Annotated in this window: 22 protein-coding genes; 10 read left to right on the plus strand and 12 right to left on the minus strand. The window is 64.2% G+C overall.

Annotated elements, in window-relative coordinates; genetic code table 11:
* Positions 1–240: 240 nt before the first annotated feature.
* Positions 241–699, plus strand: coding sequence for an Rrf2 family transcriptional regulator (locus ACFLEY_RS38150; protein ID WP_060908958.1), 459 nt, complete (start codon positions 241–243; stop codon positions 697–699).
* Between the two features lie 26 nt (positions 700–725).
* The gene (locus ACFLEY_RS38155; RefSeq protein ID WP_396604370.1) at positions 726–1409 is read left to right on the plus strand and encodes a class I SAM-dependent methyltransferase; all 684 of its coding nucleotides are present in this window, start codon (positions 726–728) and stop codon (positions 1407–1409) included.
* A 223-nt stretch (positions 1410–1632) separates the two neighbouring features.
* Here ACFLEY_RS38155 and ACFLEY_RS38160 read toward each other — a convergent pair whose 3' ends face one another.
* Positions 1633–2253: a DUF2865 domain-containing protein gene (locus ACFLEY_RS38160; protein ID WP_211433667.1), complete on the minus strand. Its 621-nt coding sequence runs from the start codon at positions 2251–2253 to the stop codon at positions 1633–1635.
* Between the two features lie 273 nt (positions 2254–2526).
* On the opposite strand from ACFLEY_RS38160, the gene ACFLEY_RS38165 reads away from it, so the two are divergent.
* The 5 genes from ACFLEY_RS38165 to ACFLEY_RS38185 all read left to right on the plus strand — a co-directional run bounded on the left by ACFLEY_RS38165 (position 2527) and on the right by ACFLEY_RS38185 (position 5953).
* On the plus strand, positions 2527–2676 hold the full coding sequence (locus ACFLEY_RS38165) for a hypothetical protein (protein WP_162494168.1): 150 nt from the start codon (positions 2527–2529) through the stop codon (positions 2674–2676).
* 85 nt (positions 2677–2761) lie between these two features.
* Positions 2762–3223, plus strand: coding sequence for a hypothetical protein (locus ACFLEY_RS38170; RefSeq protein WP_060908960.1), 462 nt, complete (start codon positions 2762–2764; stop codon positions 3221–3223).
* Positions 3224–3406: 183 nt separating this feature from the next.
* Positions 3407–4429, plus strand: coding sequence for an LLM class flavin-dependent oxidoreductase (locus ACFLEY_RS38175; protein ID WP_060908961.1), 1023 nt, complete (start codon positions 3407–3409; stop codon positions 4427–4429).
* Positions 4430–4696: 267 nt separating this feature from the next.
* On the plus strand, positions 4697–5725 hold the full coding sequence (locus ACFLEY_RS38180) for an alpha/beta hydrolase (RefSeq protein WP_082755496.1): 1029 nt from the start codon (positions 4697–4699) through the stop codon (positions 5723–5725).
* 99 nt (positions 5726–5824) lie between these two features.
* Positions 5825–5953 carry a hypothetical protein gene (locus ACFLEY_RS38185; protein ID WP_257787567.1) on the plus strand — a complete coding sequence of 43 codons (129 nt, stop codon included), beginning with the start codon at positions 5825–5827 and terminating at the stop codon, positions 5951–5953.
* Between the two features lie 37 nt (positions 5954–5990).
* Here the strand turns inward: ACFLEY_RS38185 and ACFLEY_RS38190 are convergent, their stop codons facing one another.
* The 3 genes from ACFLEY_RS38190 to ACFLEY_RS38200 all read right to left on the minus strand — a co-directional run bounded on the left by ACFLEY_RS38190 (position 5991) and on the right by ACFLEY_RS38200 (position 8648).
* Positions 5991–7034, minus strand: coding sequence for a zinc-binding dehydrogenase (locus tag ACFLEY_RS38190; protein WP_060908962.1), 1044 nt, complete (start codon positions 7032–7034; stop codon positions 5991–5993).
* A gap of 13 nt (positions 7035–7047) precedes the next feature.
* Positions 7048–7734 (minus strand): class I SAM-dependent methyltransferase, encoded by a 687-nt coding sequence (locus ACFLEY_RS38195; RefSeq protein WP_211433666.1) that lies wholly within the window; start codon positions 7732–7734, stop codon positions 7048–7050.
* Between the two features lie 257 nt (positions 7735–7991).
* Positions 7992–8648, minus strand: coding sequence for a glutathione S-transferase (locus ACFLEY_RS38200; RefSeq protein ID WP_396604371.1), 657 nt, complete (start codon positions 8646–8648; stop codon positions 7992–7994).
* 116 nt (positions 8649–8764) lie between these two features.
* Here ACFLEY_RS38200 and ACFLEY_RS38205 point away from each other — a divergent pair, with 116 nt between their 5' ends.
* Positions 8765–9328: a TetR/AcrR family transcriptional regulator gene (locus ACFLEY_RS38205; protein WP_011090707.1), complete on the plus strand. Its 564-nt coding sequence runs from the start codon at positions 8765–8767 to the stop codon at positions 9326–9328.
* A 189-nt stretch (positions 9329–9517) separates the two neighbouring features.
* Entirely contained in the window at positions 9518–11812 is a 2295-nt protein-coding gene (locus tag ACFLEY_RS38210; RefSeq protein ID WP_060912715.1) for an MHYT domain-containing protein, read from the plus strand.
* Between the two features lie 171 nt (positions 11813–11983).
* Here the strand turns inward: ACFLEY_RS38210 and ACFLEY_RS38215 are convergent, their stop codons facing one another.
* From ACFLEY_RS38215 to ACFLEY_RS38250, 8 genes are all read right to left on the minus strand, one after another.
* Complete coding sequence (locus ACFLEY_RS38215; RefSeq protein WP_060908964.1) at positions 11984–13222, minus strand: efflux RND transporter periplasmic adaptor subunit; 1239 nt, start codon at positions 13220–13222, stop codon at positions 11984–11986.
* 2 nt (positions 13223–13224) lie between these two features.
* On the minus strand, positions 13225–15588 hold the full coding sequence (locus ACFLEY_RS38220) for an ABC transporter permease (protein WP_211433665.1): 2364 nt from the start codon (positions 15586–15588) through the stop codon (positions 13225–13227).
* A gap of 4 nt (positions 15589–15592) precedes the next feature.
* Positions 15593–16300 (minus strand): ABC transporter ATP-binding protein, encoded by a 708-nt coding sequence (locus ACFLEY_RS38225; RefSeq protein ID WP_060908966.1) that lies wholly within the window; start codon positions 16298–16300, stop codon positions 15593–15595.
* A 106-nt stretch (positions 16301–16406) separates the two neighbouring features.
* Positions 16407–17600, minus strand: coding sequence for a methionine adenosyltransferase (locus ACFLEY_RS38230; RefSeq protein ID WP_060908967.1), 1194 nt, complete (start codon positions 17598–17600; stop codon positions 16407–16409).
* Positions 17601–17657: 57 nt separating this feature from the next.
* Positions 17658–18020: a hypothetical protein gene (locus ACFLEY_RS38235; RefSeq protein WP_244660559.1), complete on the minus strand. Its 363-nt coding sequence runs from the start codon at positions 18018–18020 to the stop codon at positions 17658–17660.
* Positions 18021–18123: 103 nt separating this feature from the next.
* Positions 18124–18798, minus strand: a complete 675-nt coding sequence (locus ACFLEY_RS38240) for an isoprenylcysteine carboxylmethyltransferase family protein (protein ID WP_060908968.1) — start codon at positions 18796–18798, stop codon at positions 18124–18126.
* Positions 18798–19052, minus strand: coding sequence for a DUF2933 domain-containing protein (locus ACFLEY_RS38245; RefSeq protein WP_060908969.1), 255 nt, complete (start codon positions 19050–19052; stop codon positions 18798–18800). Before ACFLEY_RS38245 ends, ACFLEY_RS38240 begins: the two co-directional genes overlap by 1 nt.
* Positions 19053–19138: 86 nt before the next feature.
* Positions 19139–19795: a Spy/CpxP family protein refolding chaperone gene (locus ACFLEY_RS38250; protein ID WP_060908970.1), complete on the minus strand. Its 657-nt coding sequence runs from the start codon at positions 19793–19795 to the stop codon at positions 19139–19141.
* 185 nt (positions 19796–19980) lie between these two features.
* On the opposite strand from ACFLEY_RS38250, the gene ACFLEY_RS38255 reads away from it, so the two are divergent.
* Positions 19981–20568: a hypothetical protein gene (locus tag ACFLEY_RS38255; RefSeq protein WP_249162956.1), complete on the plus strand. Its 588-nt coding sequence runs from the start codon at positions 19981–19983 to the stop codon at positions 20566–20568.
* The last annotated feature ends 45 nt before the right edge of the window (positions 20569–20613 follow it).

Genomic DNA, 20613 nt, shown 5'->3' on the forward strand with positions numbered 1-20613 from the left:
GCCTGGGATGAGCAAGCCTCCGGCGCCACTCCGTATCGATATCGTCAAGCTTCACACAGCGTCCCGCGCGCGAGCTTTTTCGCGCCTGTTCGACGCGCTGTGCGGATCATGCTCCAAACGATAGTCGAACCAGTCCATCGATTGGAATCCAATCTACACGCCGGGCGATGAGCGCTCGCTCCGTACCGCACACACCGAGACCCCTTGACCTCGGCGCCATCATGTAACATATGAAGTTACATGAAACGAGACAGCCGTCTATCCGGCGTGCTCCATGTCCTTCTCCACATGGCGCAGCAGCCTGGCCCCTTCACGTCCGAGACCCTGGCGAAGGCGATGGACACCAACCCGGTGGTGATCCGGCGCATCATGGCGGGCCTCAGGGACCTCGGTTACGTCCGCTCCGAGAAGGGGCATGGCGGCGGCTGGACGCTGGCCTGCGACCTGTCGAAGGTGACGCTGCGCGACGTCTACACCGCGCTCGGCAATCCCCCGCTTCTGGCCATGGGCAGCCGGACCGAGGCGCCGGGCTGTCTCGTCGAGCAGGCCGTCAATGCCGCCCTGGATCGGACCTTTCAAGATGCCGAGGCGCTGCTGCTGTCGCGCCTCGGTGCAGTGACGCTGGCGATGCTGGGCGATGATCTGCGCAAGCGCCTCGGGGCCCGCAAGGTCCGCGACATCAGCCCGCATCACGCGTGATCGGCTCCGTTCAGCAAGGCAACCTCATGACCGACATTCAAGCCATGTTCTCCGATCCGCAAGCAGTGGCGAAATACACGGAAGGGCCGCCGCGGTTCGTTCCCGGCTACAATTCCATGCTGTCCATGGCGGCGATCCTGCTGGCCGAGCGCGCGCGTGAAGACGCGCGAATCCTCGCCCTCGGCGCTGGTGGCGGCCTGGAGTTGAGAGCCTTTGCGCAGGCGCAGCCGCGCTGGACCATCGACGGTGTGGACCCCTCGGCGGCGATGCTCGATCTCGCGCGGCAAACGTTGGGCCCGCTCGCTTCGCGCGCGCATCTCCACCGGGGCTATGTCGACGCTGCCCCGGAGGGGCCGTTCGACGGCGCCACGTGCCTGTTGACCCTGCACATCGTCGATGCCGCGGAACGGCGTCGCATTGCCTCCGAAATCCGCCGCCGCCTCAAGCCGGGCGCGCCCTTCGTGATCGCTCATTTCAGCATCCCTGATCGCGACGATGAGCGGCCGCTGTGGCTATCGCGATATTCGGCGTTCCTGGCCGCATCCGGCGTCGAGCCGGACAAGGCGGCTGCCGCGCGCGACGCCGTCACCAACCATCTGGAGATCCTCACGCCCGCGCAGGATGAGGCAATTCTGCGGAACGCTGGCTTCTCCGAGCCGACCCTGTTCTACGCCGGATTCACCTTCCGCGGCTGGGTGGCATACGCCTGAGACGTCACGCTTCGTCGACACGGCGCGCATTCATGCAAAGCCGGGACCCGCCGGGACGTGCAGACATGATCCCTTAGCCCGCGAATGAGGCGGTGTCCGTTCTGCCTTCAAAACCAGACATGGCCAGTACGCTCCTGCGAGTCGGCAAAGGGCCAACAACGGAAGAAGCTCTGCAAGAGGTGAACGTCGGACATTGATTGCAACATCAATCCGCATCTACGCGCTAGTCGCGCGCGGGCACCGGCTTCCGCGTGATGGTCGCCGCCGGAAGCGGCGTGAAATCCGGGTTCTGGTCGTTACCGACCCGTATGCCGGAATAAGCGACGAGCCCGTCAGCGGTGGCGACCGCGTCGCCCGAGCGTAACGAGCCGTCCATCGCGAGATCGACTGATGCAAGACCGGCGGGGCTTTGGCCGTTGCAAGTGCAATCGGCGCGCAGCGCCTTCCGATAGGCAAAGGCGTTTTCGCTATCGGCGTAGCGTTCGCCGGTTGCGGCATAGGCTCTGTCAATGCTGGAGCCGAAGAAAACTTTGGTCGGGCTTGCCGGACAGAAGGCCTTACACATCTGCGCCGGCGAGGCCGCGCCGCGCATCAGCGGAAAATATTTGCCGTCGCAACTGCGCACGCAGAAGGCAGGTCCCGCGCTTACGACGACCGGCCGCGGCGGTGGTGATTGCGGATCAAAAGACGAGGTCTGCTGCTGTTGCTTCTGGCCACCACCGAAAAAGAAATCAAGCAAGCCTTCGGCCGCACTCATTTCGGGCGTCAGCGCCACGGGGCCAACGACGGCGACAGCAACAAGCATGCGGCGCAGCTTGCGCTGAAAGCACGATTCGGTACGCATCGCTTGCTCCACCGGACTCAACGAACTCTCTTCAGCACAAAGAGCGCTTGCGGCAATCGTGGATACGAAACGCGCTCTAAGCTGGGCGCAGAAGGGGAAAGAAATAGGCGAGTGGGCACGGCAAGCGCCACATTTCGGCCGTTATGGGACGCCGTGGGAGCCGTGATCCCCCGGAGTTCGCGCCGCGTTGAAACCGACCGAAGTCCGGTTCGGGTCAAAAGCAGCGGTCGTCCAATCTGTCAGGCGGTGTCCGGCCTCCCTCAAACCGCAGACATGACGATCGCTCATGTGGCGCTCGGCTCGGGGCCACTGACAGACCATTTTCGCGTGACCAAGTACGGTCTGCTCGCGGAAGCCGACGTGAGCGGCGGCATTACCGGCACATGCGGGAGCATCACCGACGTTAACCCTGTCGGCAAATGATTTGTCGCGAGTCGGCAGCCGTCGACAAGTTGCCTCATTGGCGCGGAGAATTTTCAGCGGCACGAATCTGGGTCAGAGGCGCATTATGCTGAGAATGGCGTTGTTGGGCCTCCTCATCCTGTTGAGTGTAGGAATGCTGTCGGCAATGGAGCTGAGAGCGCCACCGCGTCGCGCGGCCGCGATCGTGCAGCCGCTTGCCGAGCAGGACGCGGGCACTTCTGCTTCACGCGACGCCCTGGCGAAGGCTGACCGCCTCGACGTTGCCGCTGTGAGCAGCGCGATGCCGACACAGACTGCTTCGGTGGAAGACCGCGTTGCTCCGCCAGAAGACGCCCATATTGGCTCGTCCGAGCCGGAGCCGATCGTCCGTCATCGGCACAATCCGAAAAAGATCGCGACCGCTGAACGTCCCAAGCCGAAGGCAACCGCTGTCAAGCGAACTGCCAACTTCCAGCGCTCAAAGGCCGCAAGCAATGCGGAGCCCTGTCGGCTCAAGGCGTTTGGTGGCTTGCGCAAGGCATTGAATTTGACCGGTTGCGACATCTGAGGACGCTTCTCGGGTGGCCGATTGAAGTTGAGCGATCCGAGTTCGTGGCCCGCTATCGGGCAGCAGTCCAGACCGCGCCTAATCAGTTTCCCCAAAGGGGGCTTACGGGTGCACACCCCGTATTGCCATCTTTCCTCCGATCGACGTCTCGCAAACTCTTCCGATCATCCATATGTTGCCCCCATGAAAAAGATCGGATTTCTGTCCTTCGGACACTGGACGCCCTCGCCGCAGTCGCAGACGCGCTCGGCGGCGGACACACTGCTGCAATCGATCGAGCTTGCGGTTGCGGCCGAACAGCTCGGCGCGGACGGCGCCTATTTCCGTGTGCATCACTTCGCGCGCCAGCTGGCCTCGCCCTTTCCGCTGCTTGCCGCGGTCGGCGCCAGGACCAGCACAATCGAGATCGGCACCGCCGTGATCGACATGCGCTACGAGAACCCGCTCTACATGGTGGAGGACGCGGGCTCCGCCGATCTCATCGCCGGCGGCCGGCTGCAGCTCGGCATCAGCCGCGGCTCGCCGGAGCAGGTGATCGACGGCTGGCGCTATTTCGGATACCGGCCGGCCGACGGCCAGAGCGATGCCGACATGGGCCGCCGCCATGCCGAGGTCTTTCTCGACCTGCTCCGCGGCGAAGGCTTTGCCGAGCCCAATCCGCAGCCGATGTTTCCGAACCCGCCGGGGCTGCTGCGCCTCGAGCCGCATGCCGCCGGCCTGCGCGAACGGATCTGGTGGGGCGCCGGCTCCAACGCGACCGCCGTGTGGGCGGCGAAGCTCGGCATGAATTTGCAAAGCTCGACGCTGAAGAACGACGAGACCGGCGAGGCCTTCCATGTGCAGCAGGCCGCGCAAATCCGCGCCTATCGTGCCGCGTGGAAGGAAGCCGGCCACGCTCGCGAGCCGCGCGTGTCCGTCAGCCGCAGCATCTTCGCGCTGATGAACGATCGCGACCGCGCCTATTTCGGCGGGGAGCGCGGAGGCGAAGACCAGATCGGCTTCATCGATCCGCAGACGCGGGCGATCTTCGGCCGCTCCTATGCGGCCGAGCCGGATGTGCTGATCGAGCAGCTGCGGCAGGATGAGGCGATCGCGGAGGCTGACACCTTGCTGCTGACGATCCCGAACCAGCTGGGCGTGGCCTACTGCGCGCATGCGATCGAGGCGATCCTGACACACGTTGCGCCTGCGCTCGGCTGGCGCTGAGAGATCTGGCGAAAGCAGTGCATCACATGTCGGCCAATTCGCCACCGTTGATCTGTTGACCCAATGCGTCAAGGGCGTGTCGGCTCATCATTGATGGGCAACCGCCACCCAGGCGTTGGAACTTCGTCGCATCGCTCGCAGACCGGCGAACGGACGCCATGACACGCGACCTGCCAGGACGCTGCTCCGCCGTCTTCTCGCCCCCATTGTCGTTCAGGGAGCTAGGCGGGGCGGCGCTATGGTGGGCATAGTTCCCAAAGGTTCCGCGTGATCGTCCGACATCTTCTACAACGCGACTCTCATCATTCCTTTTCGCGCCGCGCGCTCCTGCGCGGGCTTGTCTCGGCAGGCAGCACTCTCGCGCTGGGCGGATGCGCAGGCTTGGGCGCGACCGGCGCGCGCTACGACGCGTCGTCCCTTTCCGTTGATCCCACACTGCTCGTCGCCACCACACGAAAGCCCGTGAAGGGCGGCCGCACGAAACCCTGGTTCGGGCCGGAGCGGGCGACCGCAATGACGGTCGCGCGGGCAAGGCTGGTGGCGCCGGACGAGAGCCGACTTTCCCTCGCCTCGGTCGGACTGGGCGATTGGCGCCTAGATCAGGTCGAACCGGTGCAAGCCGAAATTGGCGATCTCCTTGCGCAGGGCGGCGCGGGAGGAGACGTGCTGATCTATGTGCACGGCTTCAAGCAGACATTCGAGACGGCCGCGCTCGACGCCGCCCATCTCTCCGATGGGATCAAGTTCCGCGGCCGGACCATGGTGTTCTCCTGGCCCTCCAAGGCAGGATTGTTCGACTATGCCTATGACCGGGACAGTGCGATGTGGTCCCGCGACGATTTCGAACGCGTGCTCTCTTCCCTCGTGTCGACGTCAGGCGGCGGCCGCGTGCACATCGTTGCGCACAGCATGGGGACCATGCTGACGCTCGAGAGCCTGCGTCAGCTCTATGCGCGATACGGCGACACCGTCACGAGCAGGATCGGGACGGTCGTGTTTGCCGCACCCGATATCGACATGGACGTGTTCACGTCGGCGATCCACCGCATCGGTCCGCTTGCCGGCAAGATCACCGTGATCGCCGCGACGAACGATCGCGCTCTGGCTCTGTCGGGACAAATCGCGGGTGGAATGACCAGGGTCGGCGCCGCCGAGAAGGCTGTCATCCAGCGACTCGGCGTGCGCGTGGTCGATGCTTCCCAGGAAGGCTGGAGCATCATCAATCACGATCTGTTTCTATCGAGCGCGGAAGTGCAGCGGGAGATCCGCCGTTCGATCGACAGTACGGCCGCGTAAGAGCGTGCCCTTGCGGCGCATCGTGAACTTCCCGATGGACGCGCCGACTTCTTCGCCGGCTTCACGCGCTCGGCGCAGGGAGACTATCTGCAGGCCTTCATGATCGCGGGCGCAACGGGGATCGTCGCGGCCGTGCTGTCGCTGATGATCGGCCGGCGGCCGGTGCAACCCGCGCTCGCCACGGCCTTGTCAACGCCATCCGCGCCTCGCCACCAGATGACCGGGTAGGACCAGTCGTTGGTGTGATCGGCATCGGCCGCGGCGTTCAGCTGATGTTTAGCAAGATCCGCCCTGACGTGCCGCTGCGCATCAAATCCAGCGCGTCGTTGATGTCATCGAGCGCGAACTCGTGGGTCACGATCCCGCGGTAACTGACCTTGCCGGCTTCGTCGAGCCGGACGAGACGCGGGATGTCGCGCGCCGGCTGGCACTGCCCGCCTTCCGAACCCTTCAGCACCTTCTCGAAGTGCAGCGGCAGCGTGTAGATCTCGACCTTGTCGCGGGGAACACCGACAAGGATACAGCGGCCCTTCTTCGCGGTGACCTCGTAGGCGAGCTCGATCAAACGGCTGACGCCGGTGGTCTCGACGACCTTGTCGGGCCCGTCAGCCCCCGTGATGGACCGAACCTCGGCGGCGACATCCTTCACCGTCTCGGAGTTGATGGTGTGGGTGGCGCCGAACTGCCTCGCCATCTCCAGCTTGTTGTCGAGGCGGTCGATCGCAACGACCGGATGGGCGCCGACCATCGCGGCGAATTGCACGATGTTCAGCCCGACGCCGCCGACGCCGAACACGACGACGGCTTCGCCGATCGCGACCTGCGCGTCGTTGTTGACGACGCCGAGCGCGGTCGTCACCGCGCAGCCGAGCAGCGGCGCGCTCGTGCGATCGATCGAGGAGGGAACAGGCGTGACGCGATTTTCCGACACCACGGCATATTCGTTGAAGGTGGTGACCCAGCCCGCGTTGAGGCGCTTGCCGTGCCAGGAATAGACCGGCGTATTGGACTGCACGCCCTTGCCCGGCCGCCAATGCATGACGACGGTGTCGCCCTGCTTGCACGAGACGACGCCGGGTCCGGTTTCGATGATGGTCGCCAGCGCTTCGTGCCCCAAAAGGTGCGGCAGGAACTTGTCGACGCCCTTGACGGCGTCGATCTCGTTGATCTGTGCGCCGCAGATGCTCGAGGTGTGCACGTGCGCGAGCACCTGGCCGTGTTCGAGCGTATCGGGCAAGGTGAACTCGTCGACGATCAGCGGCTTGCCGGACTCGACGAGAATCGCTGCCTTGGCAGTCTTGATGTCCATGAGCTGAGCCCGGTCACTCGAAATAGATGAATTCGTAATCGCCGGTGTAACCGAGCTTCCCGTAGAGCCAGATCCATTCGGAGGTGTGCAGGATGGACTCCGCCGTCAGCGCCCAGCATTCGAGGTTGTGCAGCTCGGCAATGGTCCGGTAGCCCTCGACCATGACGTATTTGTTCTTGCCGACCCGCTCGATCTCCTTGAGCGCCGCATCGAGCTCGTAGAGCCTGAGATTGTGCAGAGTGCCGAGCGAGATGACGAGGTCGAAACTGTCGTCGCCATAGGGATAGACGTCCTGGGCGCGATAGTTGAACAAATACGGCCTCACCTGCTCATGCGAATTTGCAAGACCGTGCTTGGAGATATCGAAGCCGACGACCTTCAAGCCCGGCAGGATCTTTTGCATCTCGTACAGCAGGAAGCCCTTGCCGCAGCCGACGTCGAGCACGCTGGACCCATCCTTCAGGTCATAGGTCTCGATCAGCGCCTTGGCGACCGGAGCCCAGCGCCCGTCGATGAAGCGGTAGCCGCCATAGCCGAAACGGCGGTCGCCATCCCAATAATCGGCCTCGTATTCCCGCGCCTTCAGCGAGCAGCCGATCTTGTCGTCGTTCATGCGCCCCATGTAGTCGCGCTTGGTCGCAGTATGCAGTGGCGTCACGATATTCAGTAGTCGTCCCATCAAGTCCTCGGATTCCATCACGCGCTGAGATTGTCTTGACCGGCCTGGGGAGCCTTGCGACGTGACCTGCGAATCACCCTAGCATCTAATGCTGCAGGTGATCGTTGTTTCAGATCAATGATGGTGCGGCAGCCCCATCCACAACGTGCAGATGCGCACGGCCGGCGTCAGCCGGTCAAGGATCGAGGGATTCCTCCGCTTCACTGAGAGCTTCATCGATGGGACAAGTTCGGACCCGCCTGCTTCTGCAGGCATTCGCGGGTAGCGCGGACCCGATGTCAGGCGGACGCTTCGGCCGGCTCCGACATCGTCACCCGGTTCTTGACGCTGGGGCGCTCCTGCATCCGGGCGTACCAGGCGCGAAGTGCCTCGCACTCCGCAGGCACCGGCAGCTTCAGGAGCTCCGCAAAGATCAAGCCGCCGATGACCGTGATGTCGGCCATCGAGAAGGCCTCGCCGGCGACGAATGGCTGCTGCTTCAGAATGCCGTTGAAGTAATGCATGCCTCTGACGGCCTTGTTGCGCTGACGCAGGCCCCACTCGGCGTTCTGATAGATCTCGACCTCGGGCCCAAGCCCCGGCGTTGCGTGATGAAAGTACACGCTGATCGCGTCGAGCAGCTCCAGCTCGCCGCGCTTGCTCATCATGTGGATCACGCCCTTTTCGCGCGGCGTCCTGCCGGTGAGCACGGGAGCGCCGTCGAGCGCGTCGAGATATTCGGTGATGGCGGTGCATTCGCCGATGAAGGTGCCGTCGTCGAGCTCGAGCACCGGCAGCGTGCCCGAGTAGTTCTTGGCGAGGAACTCGGGTTTCTTGTGCTCGCCCTTCCACAGGTTGACCGACACGAACGTGACGCGCGGCCGCAGATTCTTCTCGGCGATGGCGATGCGAACGCGGGCCGGGTAAGGGCCGGTGGCCCAATCATGAATCTTCATCGATAAACCTCTTTGCTTCTCTCTACCTGCCACTTGGTAGACATTTATAGCCTTCAAAACCCGGCGGTCAAAGCCTATCTGTCACTTGGTAGATAACGAAGCGGTGAGGCGGCGACATGAGTACCAGCGCACGGGAAGCCATCCTGGCGGCCGCCAGACGCACCGCACAGGCGCACGGCTATGGCGGCCTGAACTTCCGCGATCTCGCCGCTGAGGTCGGCATCAAGGCCGCGAGCATCCACTATCATTTCCCGAGCAAGGCCGATCTCGGCGCAGCGGTCGCCAGGCGCTACTGGGAGGACACCGCGGCGGCGCTCGAAGCCATGCTGGCCGAGACCCCGGATCCCCTGCGCTGCCTGCACCGCTATCCCGACGTCTTTCGCAAGGCACTCGAGAACGGCAACCGCATGTGCCTGTGCAGCTTCATGGCTGCCGAGCATGACGACCTGCCGGACGCGGTGAAGCGGGAGGTGCAGGCCTTTGCCGATGTGAATGTCGCCTGGCTGAGCAAGGTCCTGGCCGCTGCGGCTCCGAGCAGTTCCGGGGAGAGCGAACGGCGCGCCCGGGCGATCTTCGCCGCGATCGGCGGCGCCCAGCTCCTGGCGCGGAGCCGCTCGGATCTGTCGCTCTACGACACCTTGATCGACAGCTACCGCGCGGCCGGTCTGCTGCCGGCCTGACGGATGGTTCCCGCGAGCCGGGGCGATGACACCATGAGAGTGGCGGCACCGCAGGATTGCGTGCACCATGGCGGCCGATTCGAACGTCGTGGACGCCTGCGGCGCCCATCTTGGTGCCGCTGACGATTTCGGTGTCGGGGAGGACCTCATGCGTAAGCCCGAACGCAACTTCGGCTAGCGTTGGCCGAAATGCATCATCATGCGGCTTCTCACGATCCCGTTCTGGTCGCGCTATCGATTCTGATCGCGGCCCTCGCCTCCTATACGGCGCTGGACCTGGCGACCCGAATGCGAGCTGCTTCGGGAAGGGCCCGCCGATCCTGGCTGGTCGCCGCGGCGATCGCCATGGGCGGCGGCATCTGGTCGATGCATTTCGTCGGCATGCTGGCCTTCAGCCTGCCTGGAATCGAAATCTCCTACGATCCATTCCTGACTCTGCTCTCGCTCGTCATTCCGATCGTCGTCGCCGCTGCCGCCTTTGCCGTTGTCGGACGACGCCCGCAGGCGCTGCTTGCATCCGGCTTCGCGATGGGACTTGGCATCTCCGGCATGCACTATACCGGCATGGCCGCGATGCGGATGGCGGCCCTCATCCAATACGATCCCCGATGGGTCGTGCTCTCGATCCTGATCGCGATCAGCGCCTCGATCGTGGCGCTCTGGCTCGCCTTTCGCAACACCAACGCGGTGCAGCGGCTGTTCGCGGGCCTGGTGATGGGCCTTGCGATCTCCGGCATGCACTATGCCGCGATGGAAGGCGCCATGTTCCTGCCGACCAGCGCCATGGCCCGGCCGGCAGGCCATCTCGGCGTCGGTCAGGCGCCGCTCGCGTTCCTGCTCGCCGGCATCACCATCATGATCCTGAGCATCGGCATCGCGGCGGCCGTCTATGACAGGGCATCGGCTGAGCGCGCCCAACGCGAGGCCGCCGCACTGAGGCGCAGCGAAGAACGCTTTCGGCTGCTTGTCGAAGGCATCGCGGACCACGCGATCTTCATGCTCGATCCGGACGGGCGCGTGGGCAACTGGAATCTCGGCGCGCGCCGGCTGATGGGCTATGGCGACGACATCGTCGGGACGAGCTACACCATTTTTCACACCGAGGAAGATTGCGCGGCCGGGGCGCCCGCGCGCGCGCTCGTTGAAGCCGAGCGGGAGGGGAAGTCCGCCATAGAAGGCTGGCGGGTGCGCAAGGACCGCAGCCGCTTCTGGGCGGAGGCAACGATCGTCGCGGTCCGGAACGACAGCGGCGCAATCGCCGGCTTTGCGAAGATCGTGCGCGACGTCAGCGAACGGAGACGGGCGCAGGAAGCGCTGGACCGCGCGCGCGAAGCATTGATGATGTCGCAGAAGATGGAGACCATCGGCCAGCTCACCGGCGGCGTGGCCCACGACTTCAACAACCTGCTCGCGGCCGTTCTCGGCAGCCTCGAACTGCTGAAGAAGCGCCTGCCGACGGACGATCCGAAGATCCAGCGCCTGGTGGAGAACGCGATGCAGGGCGCGGTGCGCGGCGCCTCCCTGACCCAGCGCATGCTCGCTTTCGCGCGCAAGCAGGATCTCAGGCCGGCGGTCGTCGATGTCCGCGAGTTGGTGCGCGGCATGACGTCATTGCTGAAATTCGAGGCCGGGATTGGTGTCGAGACGCGGTTCCCGATGCATCTGCCGAAGGTGAAGGTCGACGCGAACCAGCTCGAACTGGCGATCCTCAACCTAGCGGTCAACGCGCGCGATGCGATGCCGGACGGCGGCCAGATCACCATCGCCGCACGCGAGGAGCAGGGCGAAGGCGGCCTTTCGAGCAGCGGCTATGTCGTGCTCTCGGTGAGCGACACGGGCTGCGGCATGAGCGAGGAGATCCTCAAGCACGCCCAGGAGCCGTTCTTCACGACCAAGGGCGTCGGCAAGGGCACCGGGCTCGGCCTGTCGATGGTCCACGGACTTGCCGAGCAGTCCGGCGGCAGGCTCGTCTTGAAGAGCCGTCCCGGAGAGGGCACGACGGCCGACATCTGGCTGCCGATCGCCGAGGAGACCGCGGTGCCGGACCTGCGCATAGCGGCTCCGGCAGCCGTAGCCCGGCCCAGCCGGCAGCTTTCCGTGCTCGTCGTCGACGACGACCTCCTGGTGCTCGAGAACACGGCAGCGATGCTGGAGGATCTCGGGCACGTCGTGGTCGAGGCGCGCTCGGGCGATGAGGCGCTGGCCTTGCTCCGCCGCACGCGCACCATCGACCTGGTCGTGACCGACTATGCCATGCCCGGCATGACCGGCCTGCAGCTTGCCAACGCCATCGCTGCGGAGCGCCCGGAGACGGTCATCCTCCTCAGCACGGGATACGCGGACCTCCCGAGCGACACGCGATCCAGCCTGCCGCGCCTGGCAAAGCCGTTCGACCAGGCCGCACTTGCGAAGGCGATCGAGGCGGCGATGGGCGAGGAAGAGCCGGCCGGATCCGTCGTCGCGTTTCGGCCGAAGAGCGCATGATTGCCTGATGATGAACGGCGCGCCATCCAGAATAAGACTGCGAACTCGTATGTTATTGAAGTGACCATACAACTTATGGCGCCCCCAAACACGACCCACTGCAGATGGCGCCAGCCTTCTGAAGCACGGAGACCGCTCGGCTGCGGCCACACGAGGTATCAAGGCACGAGCTCAGGGCACCTCCCGCCGTCCGATTCTCCCGCCACTCACAATCCGATCGCTCGGATGCACTACGACCCGATCGCCGACAGCCAGTCCAGAGATCACCTCAGCCACGTGTTTATTGCGGTGACCGATCTGGATCGGCTCGAGCCGGGCATGTCCATTCTCGTCGGCAAAAACGGCCCACTGGTCACCTTTTCGGAACAAGGCGCTCACCGGGATGGTCAATGCATCGGTGGCGCTCCAGGTGGTCACATGGACGACCACCCGGTAGTCGTGGCCAAGCTGGGACCACACTTCGGGCGGATCCACGAAATCGATCGTCACCCGTACCCGCTGCTCCTCAATGCCTAGCGCCGACACCTTCAGGAAGCCTGCGGGGTCCACGCGCACGACCTTGCCCTTGATCGAGGGCCCGCCCCAGCCGTCGATCCGGACGGGCGCGCCAACCTTGATCTGCACGGCGTCGGTCGAGAGCAGGTCGGCCACGACCTCCAGATCGAGCGGGTTGCCGATATCGACTAGCGGCGTCCCTGGCAGGACCGTCGCCTCGCTGTCCTGGACGATCTTCAGCACCCGTCCGCTCGCCGGCGCGAGTACCCGGACGCAACAGGTCGGCTCCGCCGACGGGGCAGCGTTGGCTGGATCCATCAACCGGGCAGCCAGGCTGGTGCGTACCGCACGCCGCATGTCGACCTGAGCCTTGGCGCTCGCCAAGGCGGCCTCGTTCGTGGCTACGTCGAACTTCGCCTTATCGAAGGCCTGGGCCGAGGTGGACTGCGTCCGCAACAGCGTCTGCGCCCGCTGGAACTCGGTCCTGGAAAAGTCCAGCGCCGCTCCGATCCGCTGTACCTCGGCTTCCTGTTGCTGGATGGCTGCGTCCGCGGCCGCAACTTCCGCCTGAAGCTGGTCGCGGGAGCGCACGTCGATGAAGCCCGGCAGTGTCGGCTGCATCAAGGCGATGACGGTCTGGTTGGCGACGACCTCGTCGCCGACGTGAAGCGACGGCCCCTGCTCGCCGAACGGATGCGAAATCCTCAGGACCTTGCCTGCGATGGGCGCCGAGACGGTGTAGACGTGGCGGACGCGCGTCTTGCCGTCGTCGTCCGCCGTGACTTCGATCGGGCCTTTCGCGACGGTCGCGAGATCGACCAGAACCGGCCGGGGCCATGCGAACCACGCCAGTCCGCCCGCGATCCCGGCCAGGGCCGCAGCACCGATGATACGTTTGGTCCAGTTTGCCGACATGGCTAGTCTCGCGTCTTGAGGACCGCCACGAGGTCCAGTTTATCGATGCGTTCGCGGATGACCACCGCGGAGGCGACAGCGGCCAGCACCACCACGGACGTGGCGAAGACGTAGGTCGAATGCTCGACGACAAGGCGGACGCGCATCAGTTCTCCGGCCAGGTTCGTCTTCATGACCCACGCGAGCCCGTAGCCCATCGCCCACCCGGGCGGCTGGGCGACCAGCGTCAGGATGGCGAGCTCAAGCAGGAGGATGCGCAGAACCTCGCCGCGCGTGAAGCCGAGGACGCGCAGGCTCGCCAATTCCCGCGCCCGCTCCGACAGCGAGATCCGGGCGTTGTTGTAGACGACGCCGAACGCGATCACGGCGGCGAGCCCGGTGTAGATGCTCGCCATCGTGGTGATGAGTAGCGCGACGGTCTTGCGGAAGTTCGCGAGCGAGACGCGCTGCAGCGCCACACCGGCGACCGTCGGCATGGACTTCACGGCCGCGTAGAAGTCCTCCTTCCGGTTCTCGTCGAGGCTGAGGTTGACGCTGGTGACGACCGGGGCCTCGCGCATGACCTGCCGAAGTGCGTCGATATCCATCATGCCCCTGATGCCGAAATAGTCCTCGACGGTCGCCACGATCGGCATCGTGACGGTACGTCGGGCGCCTTCGAGCAGATCGAGCTCGACGGTATCGCCGGCCGCGACCCCAAGGATGTGGCCGAGCATGCCGGAGATCGCGAGGCCGGTCTCCGGAAGCGCGACCGGCCGGAGGTCGACGTCGATGATGCGCCTCAGGTCGGCACCGGCGGGCCGGCCGCTGATCGTGATCCGGCGCTCGACGTTGCCATGGCGGATCCGGACGGGCACCTCGCGGAACGGCTCGGCGGCGAGAACGCCGGGCAGCCGGTTCACCTGCTCCACGACGTTCTCGATCCGCTTCTCCGCGAAACCGATGGTCGCGTCCTGCCGGTCGGCGAGGAAGTAGGTCACGTCGATCAGTTGCTCCATCGTGTCCCGGGTAAACAGCGAGACGACCAGGATCGCGGTGGCCAGCGCCATCCCAAGCGCCGTGAACGCGGCCCGGACCGGGTGTCGCGCGATGTTGCGGATCATCATCAGCGTCGGCTGCGACACGACTTCGTCGAGCTGAATGCTCGCCGGGAGCAGCCGCCGGTACACCGGAGGGGCCGGCGGTTGCATGGCGACTGCGGGCGCCAGCTTCACGACTTCGCGCAGCGCCCGCAACGCGCCGATCGCCGCGGCGGCAGCGCTGAGCGCGCCGGCGATCACATACAGATCCGGCGCCTTCGCGAACACCAGGAACGGGAAGTGGAAGAAGTCGCCGAACAGCCCCGTGACGCGCAGTCCCAGTAAGGTCCCGACGATGCTGCCCAGGACGATTCCCGCCGCCACGATCATGGCGACGAACTTGAAATAGTGCAGAACGATGCTGCCGTCCGTGTAGCCCAATGCCTTCAGGAGGCCGATCTGCTCGCGCTCCAGAGCGACCAGCCGGCTGAGGGTGAGATTGACCAGGAACGCGGATACCAGAAGGAAGATCGGCGGCAGCGTGCGGCTCATGTTGTTGAGCATGTCGAGTTCATGATCGAGCCAGGCGTGCGAGGTCTGGTCCTTCCGCCCGTGGGCCGCCTGGCCGCCGTAGGGATCGAGCAAGGCATCCAGCTGCAAGATGACCTCGCGCTCGGCGGCGCCGGGCTGCAGCTTGACCGAAACTGCCGAAAAGGCGCCGTCGAGATCGTAGACGCCTGCGAGCGCCTTCTCCGACATCCAGACGATGGCGAAGCGGCGGTCGTCCGGCATCAGGTCGCCCGGGCCGACGGTGTAAACGAACTCGGGGGACAGGGCCGTGCCGACGATGACGAGCTCACGCTTCTTGCCGTTCAGAATGGCCGAGAACCGCGCCCCTTCGGAGAACCCATGCGCCCGCGCGAACGGCTCGTTGACGACGACCTCCTCTGTCCGCCCCGGCTCCGGAAGCCGTCCAGAACGGATGTACAGCCGATTGAGGTGCGGCTCGGCGTTGTCAGGTAGGGATACGAACTGCCCGCTGGCCGGTTCGGAAAATCCGGGGATGTCGAGCAGCGCGAGCTTCGCGATGCGCGTGTCGACGGCGGCGACACCGGGAATGTCCGCGATTGTGTCGGCGAGCGCCCTGGGTGCGCGCTTCGCCTGGGCGAACACGTCGCCGAAGCCGTAGCGTTCGTAGTACGCGATCCGCGTCTCTTCCAGAGAACGATGCGAGCCGACGGCGAGCACCAGTGTGGCGACGCCGCCTCCGACGACCAGCGCGATGGCGAGGACCTGCGCCCACATCCGCCTGACGTCCCGGAACAGCTTGATGTCGAGTGCCTTCATGCGGTCACCAGATGAGTTCGGCCGCTTCGCGACGGGTCTCGTTCCTCTGGATCCTGGAGATGCGGCCGTCGGCGAAGAACAGCACCCTGTCGGCGACTTGCTGGATGCTGGCGTTGTGCGTGATGATAATTGTCGTGGTGCCGAGCTGTCGGTTGACGCCGAGCAGCGCTTCGATCACGCGAATGCCGGTCTTCGAATCCAGCGCCCCGGTCGGCTCGTCGCAGAGCAGCACCGCCGGGCGTTTCGCGATCGCGCGGGCTATGGCCACGCGCTGCTGCTCGCCACCGGATAGCTGCGCCGGAAAGTGATGCATCCGCTCCTCGAGCCCGACCAGAGCGAGGGCGTCGGCCGGCCGCATCGGATTTTTGGCCACCTCGGTGACCAACGCCACGTTTTCGTAGGCGGTGAGGCTCGGCACCAGATTGTAGAACTGGAAGACGAAACCGACGTGGTCGCGGCGATACTTCGTGAGCTCGCGGTCTTCGAGATCGGTCAGGTCGATATCCCGGAAGAACAGCCTGCCGCTGCTCGGCCGGTCGAGACCGCCCATGATGTTGAGCAGGGTCGTCTTGCCGCTGCCGGAGGGGCCGAGCAGCACGACAACTTCTCGCTCAGCGATCTCAAGATCGACATTGTTGAGGGCATGGACCGCCACCTCGCCGGAGACGTAGGTCTTGGTCAGAGCCGTGGCTGTGAAGACGGATTGGGTCATTGCGTCTCAAACAGTGTAAGCAGTCACTCTCCGCCTTTGAGGCTCCCCTGGATTGATTTAGATCAGGCAGCTCGCTGAATTCGCTCGGTTTTCTCAAAACAGACGCTCAGTAGACATGAGTTGCTCCGGCGACGAGCTCGCCGACCAGTTCCGGGATCCTGCCAAGGTGATCCGATACAATCTCCGCACCTCGCTCTCTTAGCTCCTCCGGGGGAACGCCGTCCTTCGTCGCCAGCCTGAGATGAACGAGATCCGGCATGGACACCGGCGCACCGATCCGGCTGACGATGAGGCACTGCGCTGCGGAGACCTCCGGAATGGCGCTGACCAATGTCTCAGCTACTCGCTTTGCCAAGATGTTGTAGATCTTGCCGACGTGGCTAACGGGGTTCTTGCCGGCGGCAGCCTCCAAGCTCATCGGCCGCCAAGGTGTGATCAGGCCATTGACGCGATTGCCCCGACCGACCTGCCCGTCGTCGCCAGCCTCCGCTGAGGTGCCGGTCACGGTCAGATAGATGCTATCGGACGCCGCATCATCAGCAGCGTTGACGGCCACCTCGCAATCCCTAAATCCGTGCTCGCTTGCGCGTTCACGGACGTACTCGGCGAGCGCCGCCTTTTGTTGCAGATAGCTGTCCATGTCGTTAAGAAACCGCCCGATCATGGCGCAGGCGATTGTCAGCTTGACGCCCTCTCCGCTTCGGACAGCCATGATTTTGATGTCTTCACCCCAAGCCGGATGGTCACGCGCGCGATCGCGGCCGTGAATTCCCTGTTCGATTGCGAGCACGAGGCGTTCGAGCGCACTGAGCGGTGCGTGACCAACTCCGAAAGACGTATCGTTGGCAAGCGGAATTTGCCTTGCGCTCCCCCGAGAGAACAGCGATTGCAGGTCCTGCGAGCCCTGATGAACCAGGGCCTCGATACGGACGTGACGATCGGCGTCCAGCGCATGGAGATTGGCCTTCAGCCAGGCCCTTGAGCCCTCGATGGCAATGTCCTCGACTGGAATCGCTTCGTTTCCGACGTTGGTAACGGCCCGTCCTGCCAGGAGGATTCTGATCGGATCGGTCACCTTTCCGCCGTTGAAGGTAGGCATTGCCCTGCCGCCGCACAGTAGCGCTTTGTCGACATTGTAGTGCAGCACATGGCCGAATCTGCGCAGGTACTCGCGACAGAGATTGCGGGACAGCGTCTCGGCAAGGGCATCGCAGATCGTGTCCGGGTGACCGGCTCCCTTGCGCTCGATGACCTCCACGTCATCGCGATTGTCAAGCTGCGAAAGGACAAGATCAAACATCGGTGTAACCAATCGAAACAGAGGCGGTCAGCCCTTTTCCGCACCATAAGGACCGGTCTACCGGCGATGGTCGTACTTGAATTGCAGGGCAGCCGGACTCGCGCCGGTGCGCTCGACAGTGAGCTTCACGGTGTAGAGATCAAATCCGGGAAGGTCGAAGAAGCCGCCATAGGTCGTGGTGCCCGAGATCTGCATTGGCTCAAGCTTCTTCTTGGCGCCGGACAAGCCCAATCCTGATACTTCCGCAGTCACGACGGCATCAGAAATACGCGCGCCGCTTGCTGCATCAAAGACGGCGGCAACGACGTGATATTCATGCGGCCCCTTTGGGGTGCGCCCGTGCATCGGTCGTTCGGTGGTGGAGCCCGACGGGAGGCCCTTCACGATCTCGGCCGGCACGATGCCCAGGTAGACCGTCACTCCTCCTGCCGTTTTTGAGAGGTCGGTGTCCGCAGCGGTCGCTATGCCGATCAAGCAACCGGCCAGCCAGAGGCCTCCGAGCAGAGCGCCGACCGCCCGCCGGCTAACCATGCCGATATCCTCCAGTGGACTCAGTGCCAAAGACCCGGCTCAACTTCGGAATGAATCCCGGCACATCGGCCGCATATCTGACATAGGCGTCTCCGAATTCTGCTCGGGCATCCTGCTCCTCCGTGTGAGCCAGCCTGACGTACATCACGGTCAGCACCGGGAACATCGCGAGCGTCAGGATCGTCGGCCATTGCAGCAGGAAGCCGAACATCACCATGATGAAGCCGACGTATTGGGGGTGGCGAACGTAGCTGTAAGGCCCGCTTGTGGCGAGGCTTCGGGTCTGCTGGGCATCGTACAGCACCCTCCAGGCCGCGGAAATCAGGACGAAGCCCGCGCCGATGAAGATGAAGCTCAGGATGTGGAACGGTCCGGCGTGCGGATTGGTCTTCCAGCCGAACATCATCTCGAGCAAGTGCCCGGCGTCATGGGAGAACCAATCGACGTTCGGGTAGTGCGACTGCAGCCATCCCGAAAGGAAGTAAATGGTGAGCGGGAAGCCGTACATCTCCACGAACAGCGCCACCAAAAATGCGCTGAAGGCGCCGAAGGAGCGCCAGTCGCGGGCGGTCTGCGGCTTGAAGAAGCTGTAGGCGAACAGGATGAAGACCACCGAATTGACGATGACGAGGCTCCAGAGACCGTAGGCGGGCGCGGTGTCGTGCATCACGCGCTCCTTGGATCGTTGGGGCGGCCACCGCCATGGTGGTGACCGTGTCCGCCATGCATGAAGAGGTGCATCAGCGGACAGGCGAGAAGCGGAAGCCAGATCAACAATCCGAGCACGTGGGCCCTGTGCTCGGTGAACAGGAGTGCGCCCGCGATGACCAGAAATCCCACCAGGACCAGGCCGGCCTTGGCCTTGACCGACAAGCCCTCTCGAGGGCGCTCTCGATACCCGGAATGATCCTGCACCGACATCTGCACGCTCCTATGGCGCTTGATAGCTTAGAGGCGCGGCTGCCATCATTGTTGACGCAGATCAACGGCACGAGTCCCGCAGGGCCTCACTGCATCGGCTTGCCGGGCTGCATTCCCATGCCCATCATGCCTCCGCCCCGCATCGCCGGCATCATGCCCATCTGCGGCGCGAGCAGCTCGTCGGCGGTCTTCTTCTGCTCATCGGAAAAGCTGCCGACGAGATTGGTCAACGCGGATTTCATCGCGCGGGTAGCTTCGAGCCGCGCGGACAGCCATTTCTCCTGCCAGGTCAGCCGGTCTACCAAAGGCTCGGAGCCGGCCTGTGACATCATCGAGGTCCGCAGCTCGCCGAGGGCCTTGGCATTCGCGCGCAGCGCGTCTGCAAACGCGTTCCAGGCCGGCGCCTGGGCGTCCGTGATCTTGAGCTCGGTCCGGAGGAAAGCGATCCGCCCCTCCACGCGATCGATCATCTCCATGCCGTCGCCGGACTGTCGCATCATGCCCATCATCCGCATCATGTCCGACATCGGCATGTTGCCGCCCATCATGTTCATCATGCCGCCGCTGGTCATGCCCTGGGACGGTCCGGTGCCGCGCGGCGGCTCCGGAGCCGCGGGCGCCTTGGCTGCCGGCGCCTCCTTCTGGTCAGGATGATGCCCCTGGTGCTCGGCAGGCGATTGCGCGAACGAGGGATTGCCGAGGATCGTGAGCAGCAAAGCTGCCGCAAGCGGGGGGCTTCGCATCGTTAGTCCTCCTGAGATCTGGCGTTTAGATGGATTGTGACGATCGCCGCCTGATGCGAGTTGATTCAGGTCAACCAAAGCCGCGGTCGCGACAGGATTATCAAGTGTTCATTGCTTGCGATTCCTCAAAGCGGAAAGCCCGGCTAGGCTTCATGATGGAGTTTCCATAATCCGGGAGAATGGACATGATCACGAAGAAGCTCTTGGCTGCGATCGGCATCGTTTCCCTGTTGGCGGTGCCGGCGATGGCGCAGACCACCGACAAGGAAAAGAACGGCCATCATTACAGCGGTGGTCCAAAGACCGAGGTCCCCCACCACATGGGCAAGAAGGAGACGGTCGGCGTTTCGAAGGACGGCGCGTCCGGTGGTCGTCGCCGCACCACATGGGCGACAAAAAGTAATAAGGATCGCGCCCGTTCTCGCGGCGGCAACACCGCCGCGGCGGGCTTCTCGGTTTCGGCAGGTCGGCTCCGCCGGCCTGCCGTCAGCCGACCACCCGATCTCCGACGAATCGACGACACCTCGATCGGGATCACGGGCAGTAGAGATTTGCTCGAAAAGGCGGTGTTGGCCAGCCGAAACGAGGCCGGGTTCGCAGATGAGTACTGGGCGACCGCGCCATCCAGAACCAAGCCACGAACTCCTACACAATTGAAACTCCTTGTGATTTTGCAAGCGCTCGCAGCGCAGCGATGCTCGCCGCCGATTTCGGCCTTAAGCACGCCTCATAACTCTGCGCGCCATGGCGGCTTCGGGATGCTAGTATCGTGAAGGCCGCAAGACCGACGCGATTGAAATACGGTCGAGACGATGGCG

The sequence above is a fragment of the Bradyrhizobium sp. YCK136 genome (assembly GCF_044570075.1).
In the GTDB taxonomy this organism is placed as follows: domain Bacteria; phylum Pseudomonadota; class Alphaproteobacteria; order Rhizobiales; family Xanthobacteraceae; genus Bradyrhizobium; species Bradyrhizobium diazoefficiens.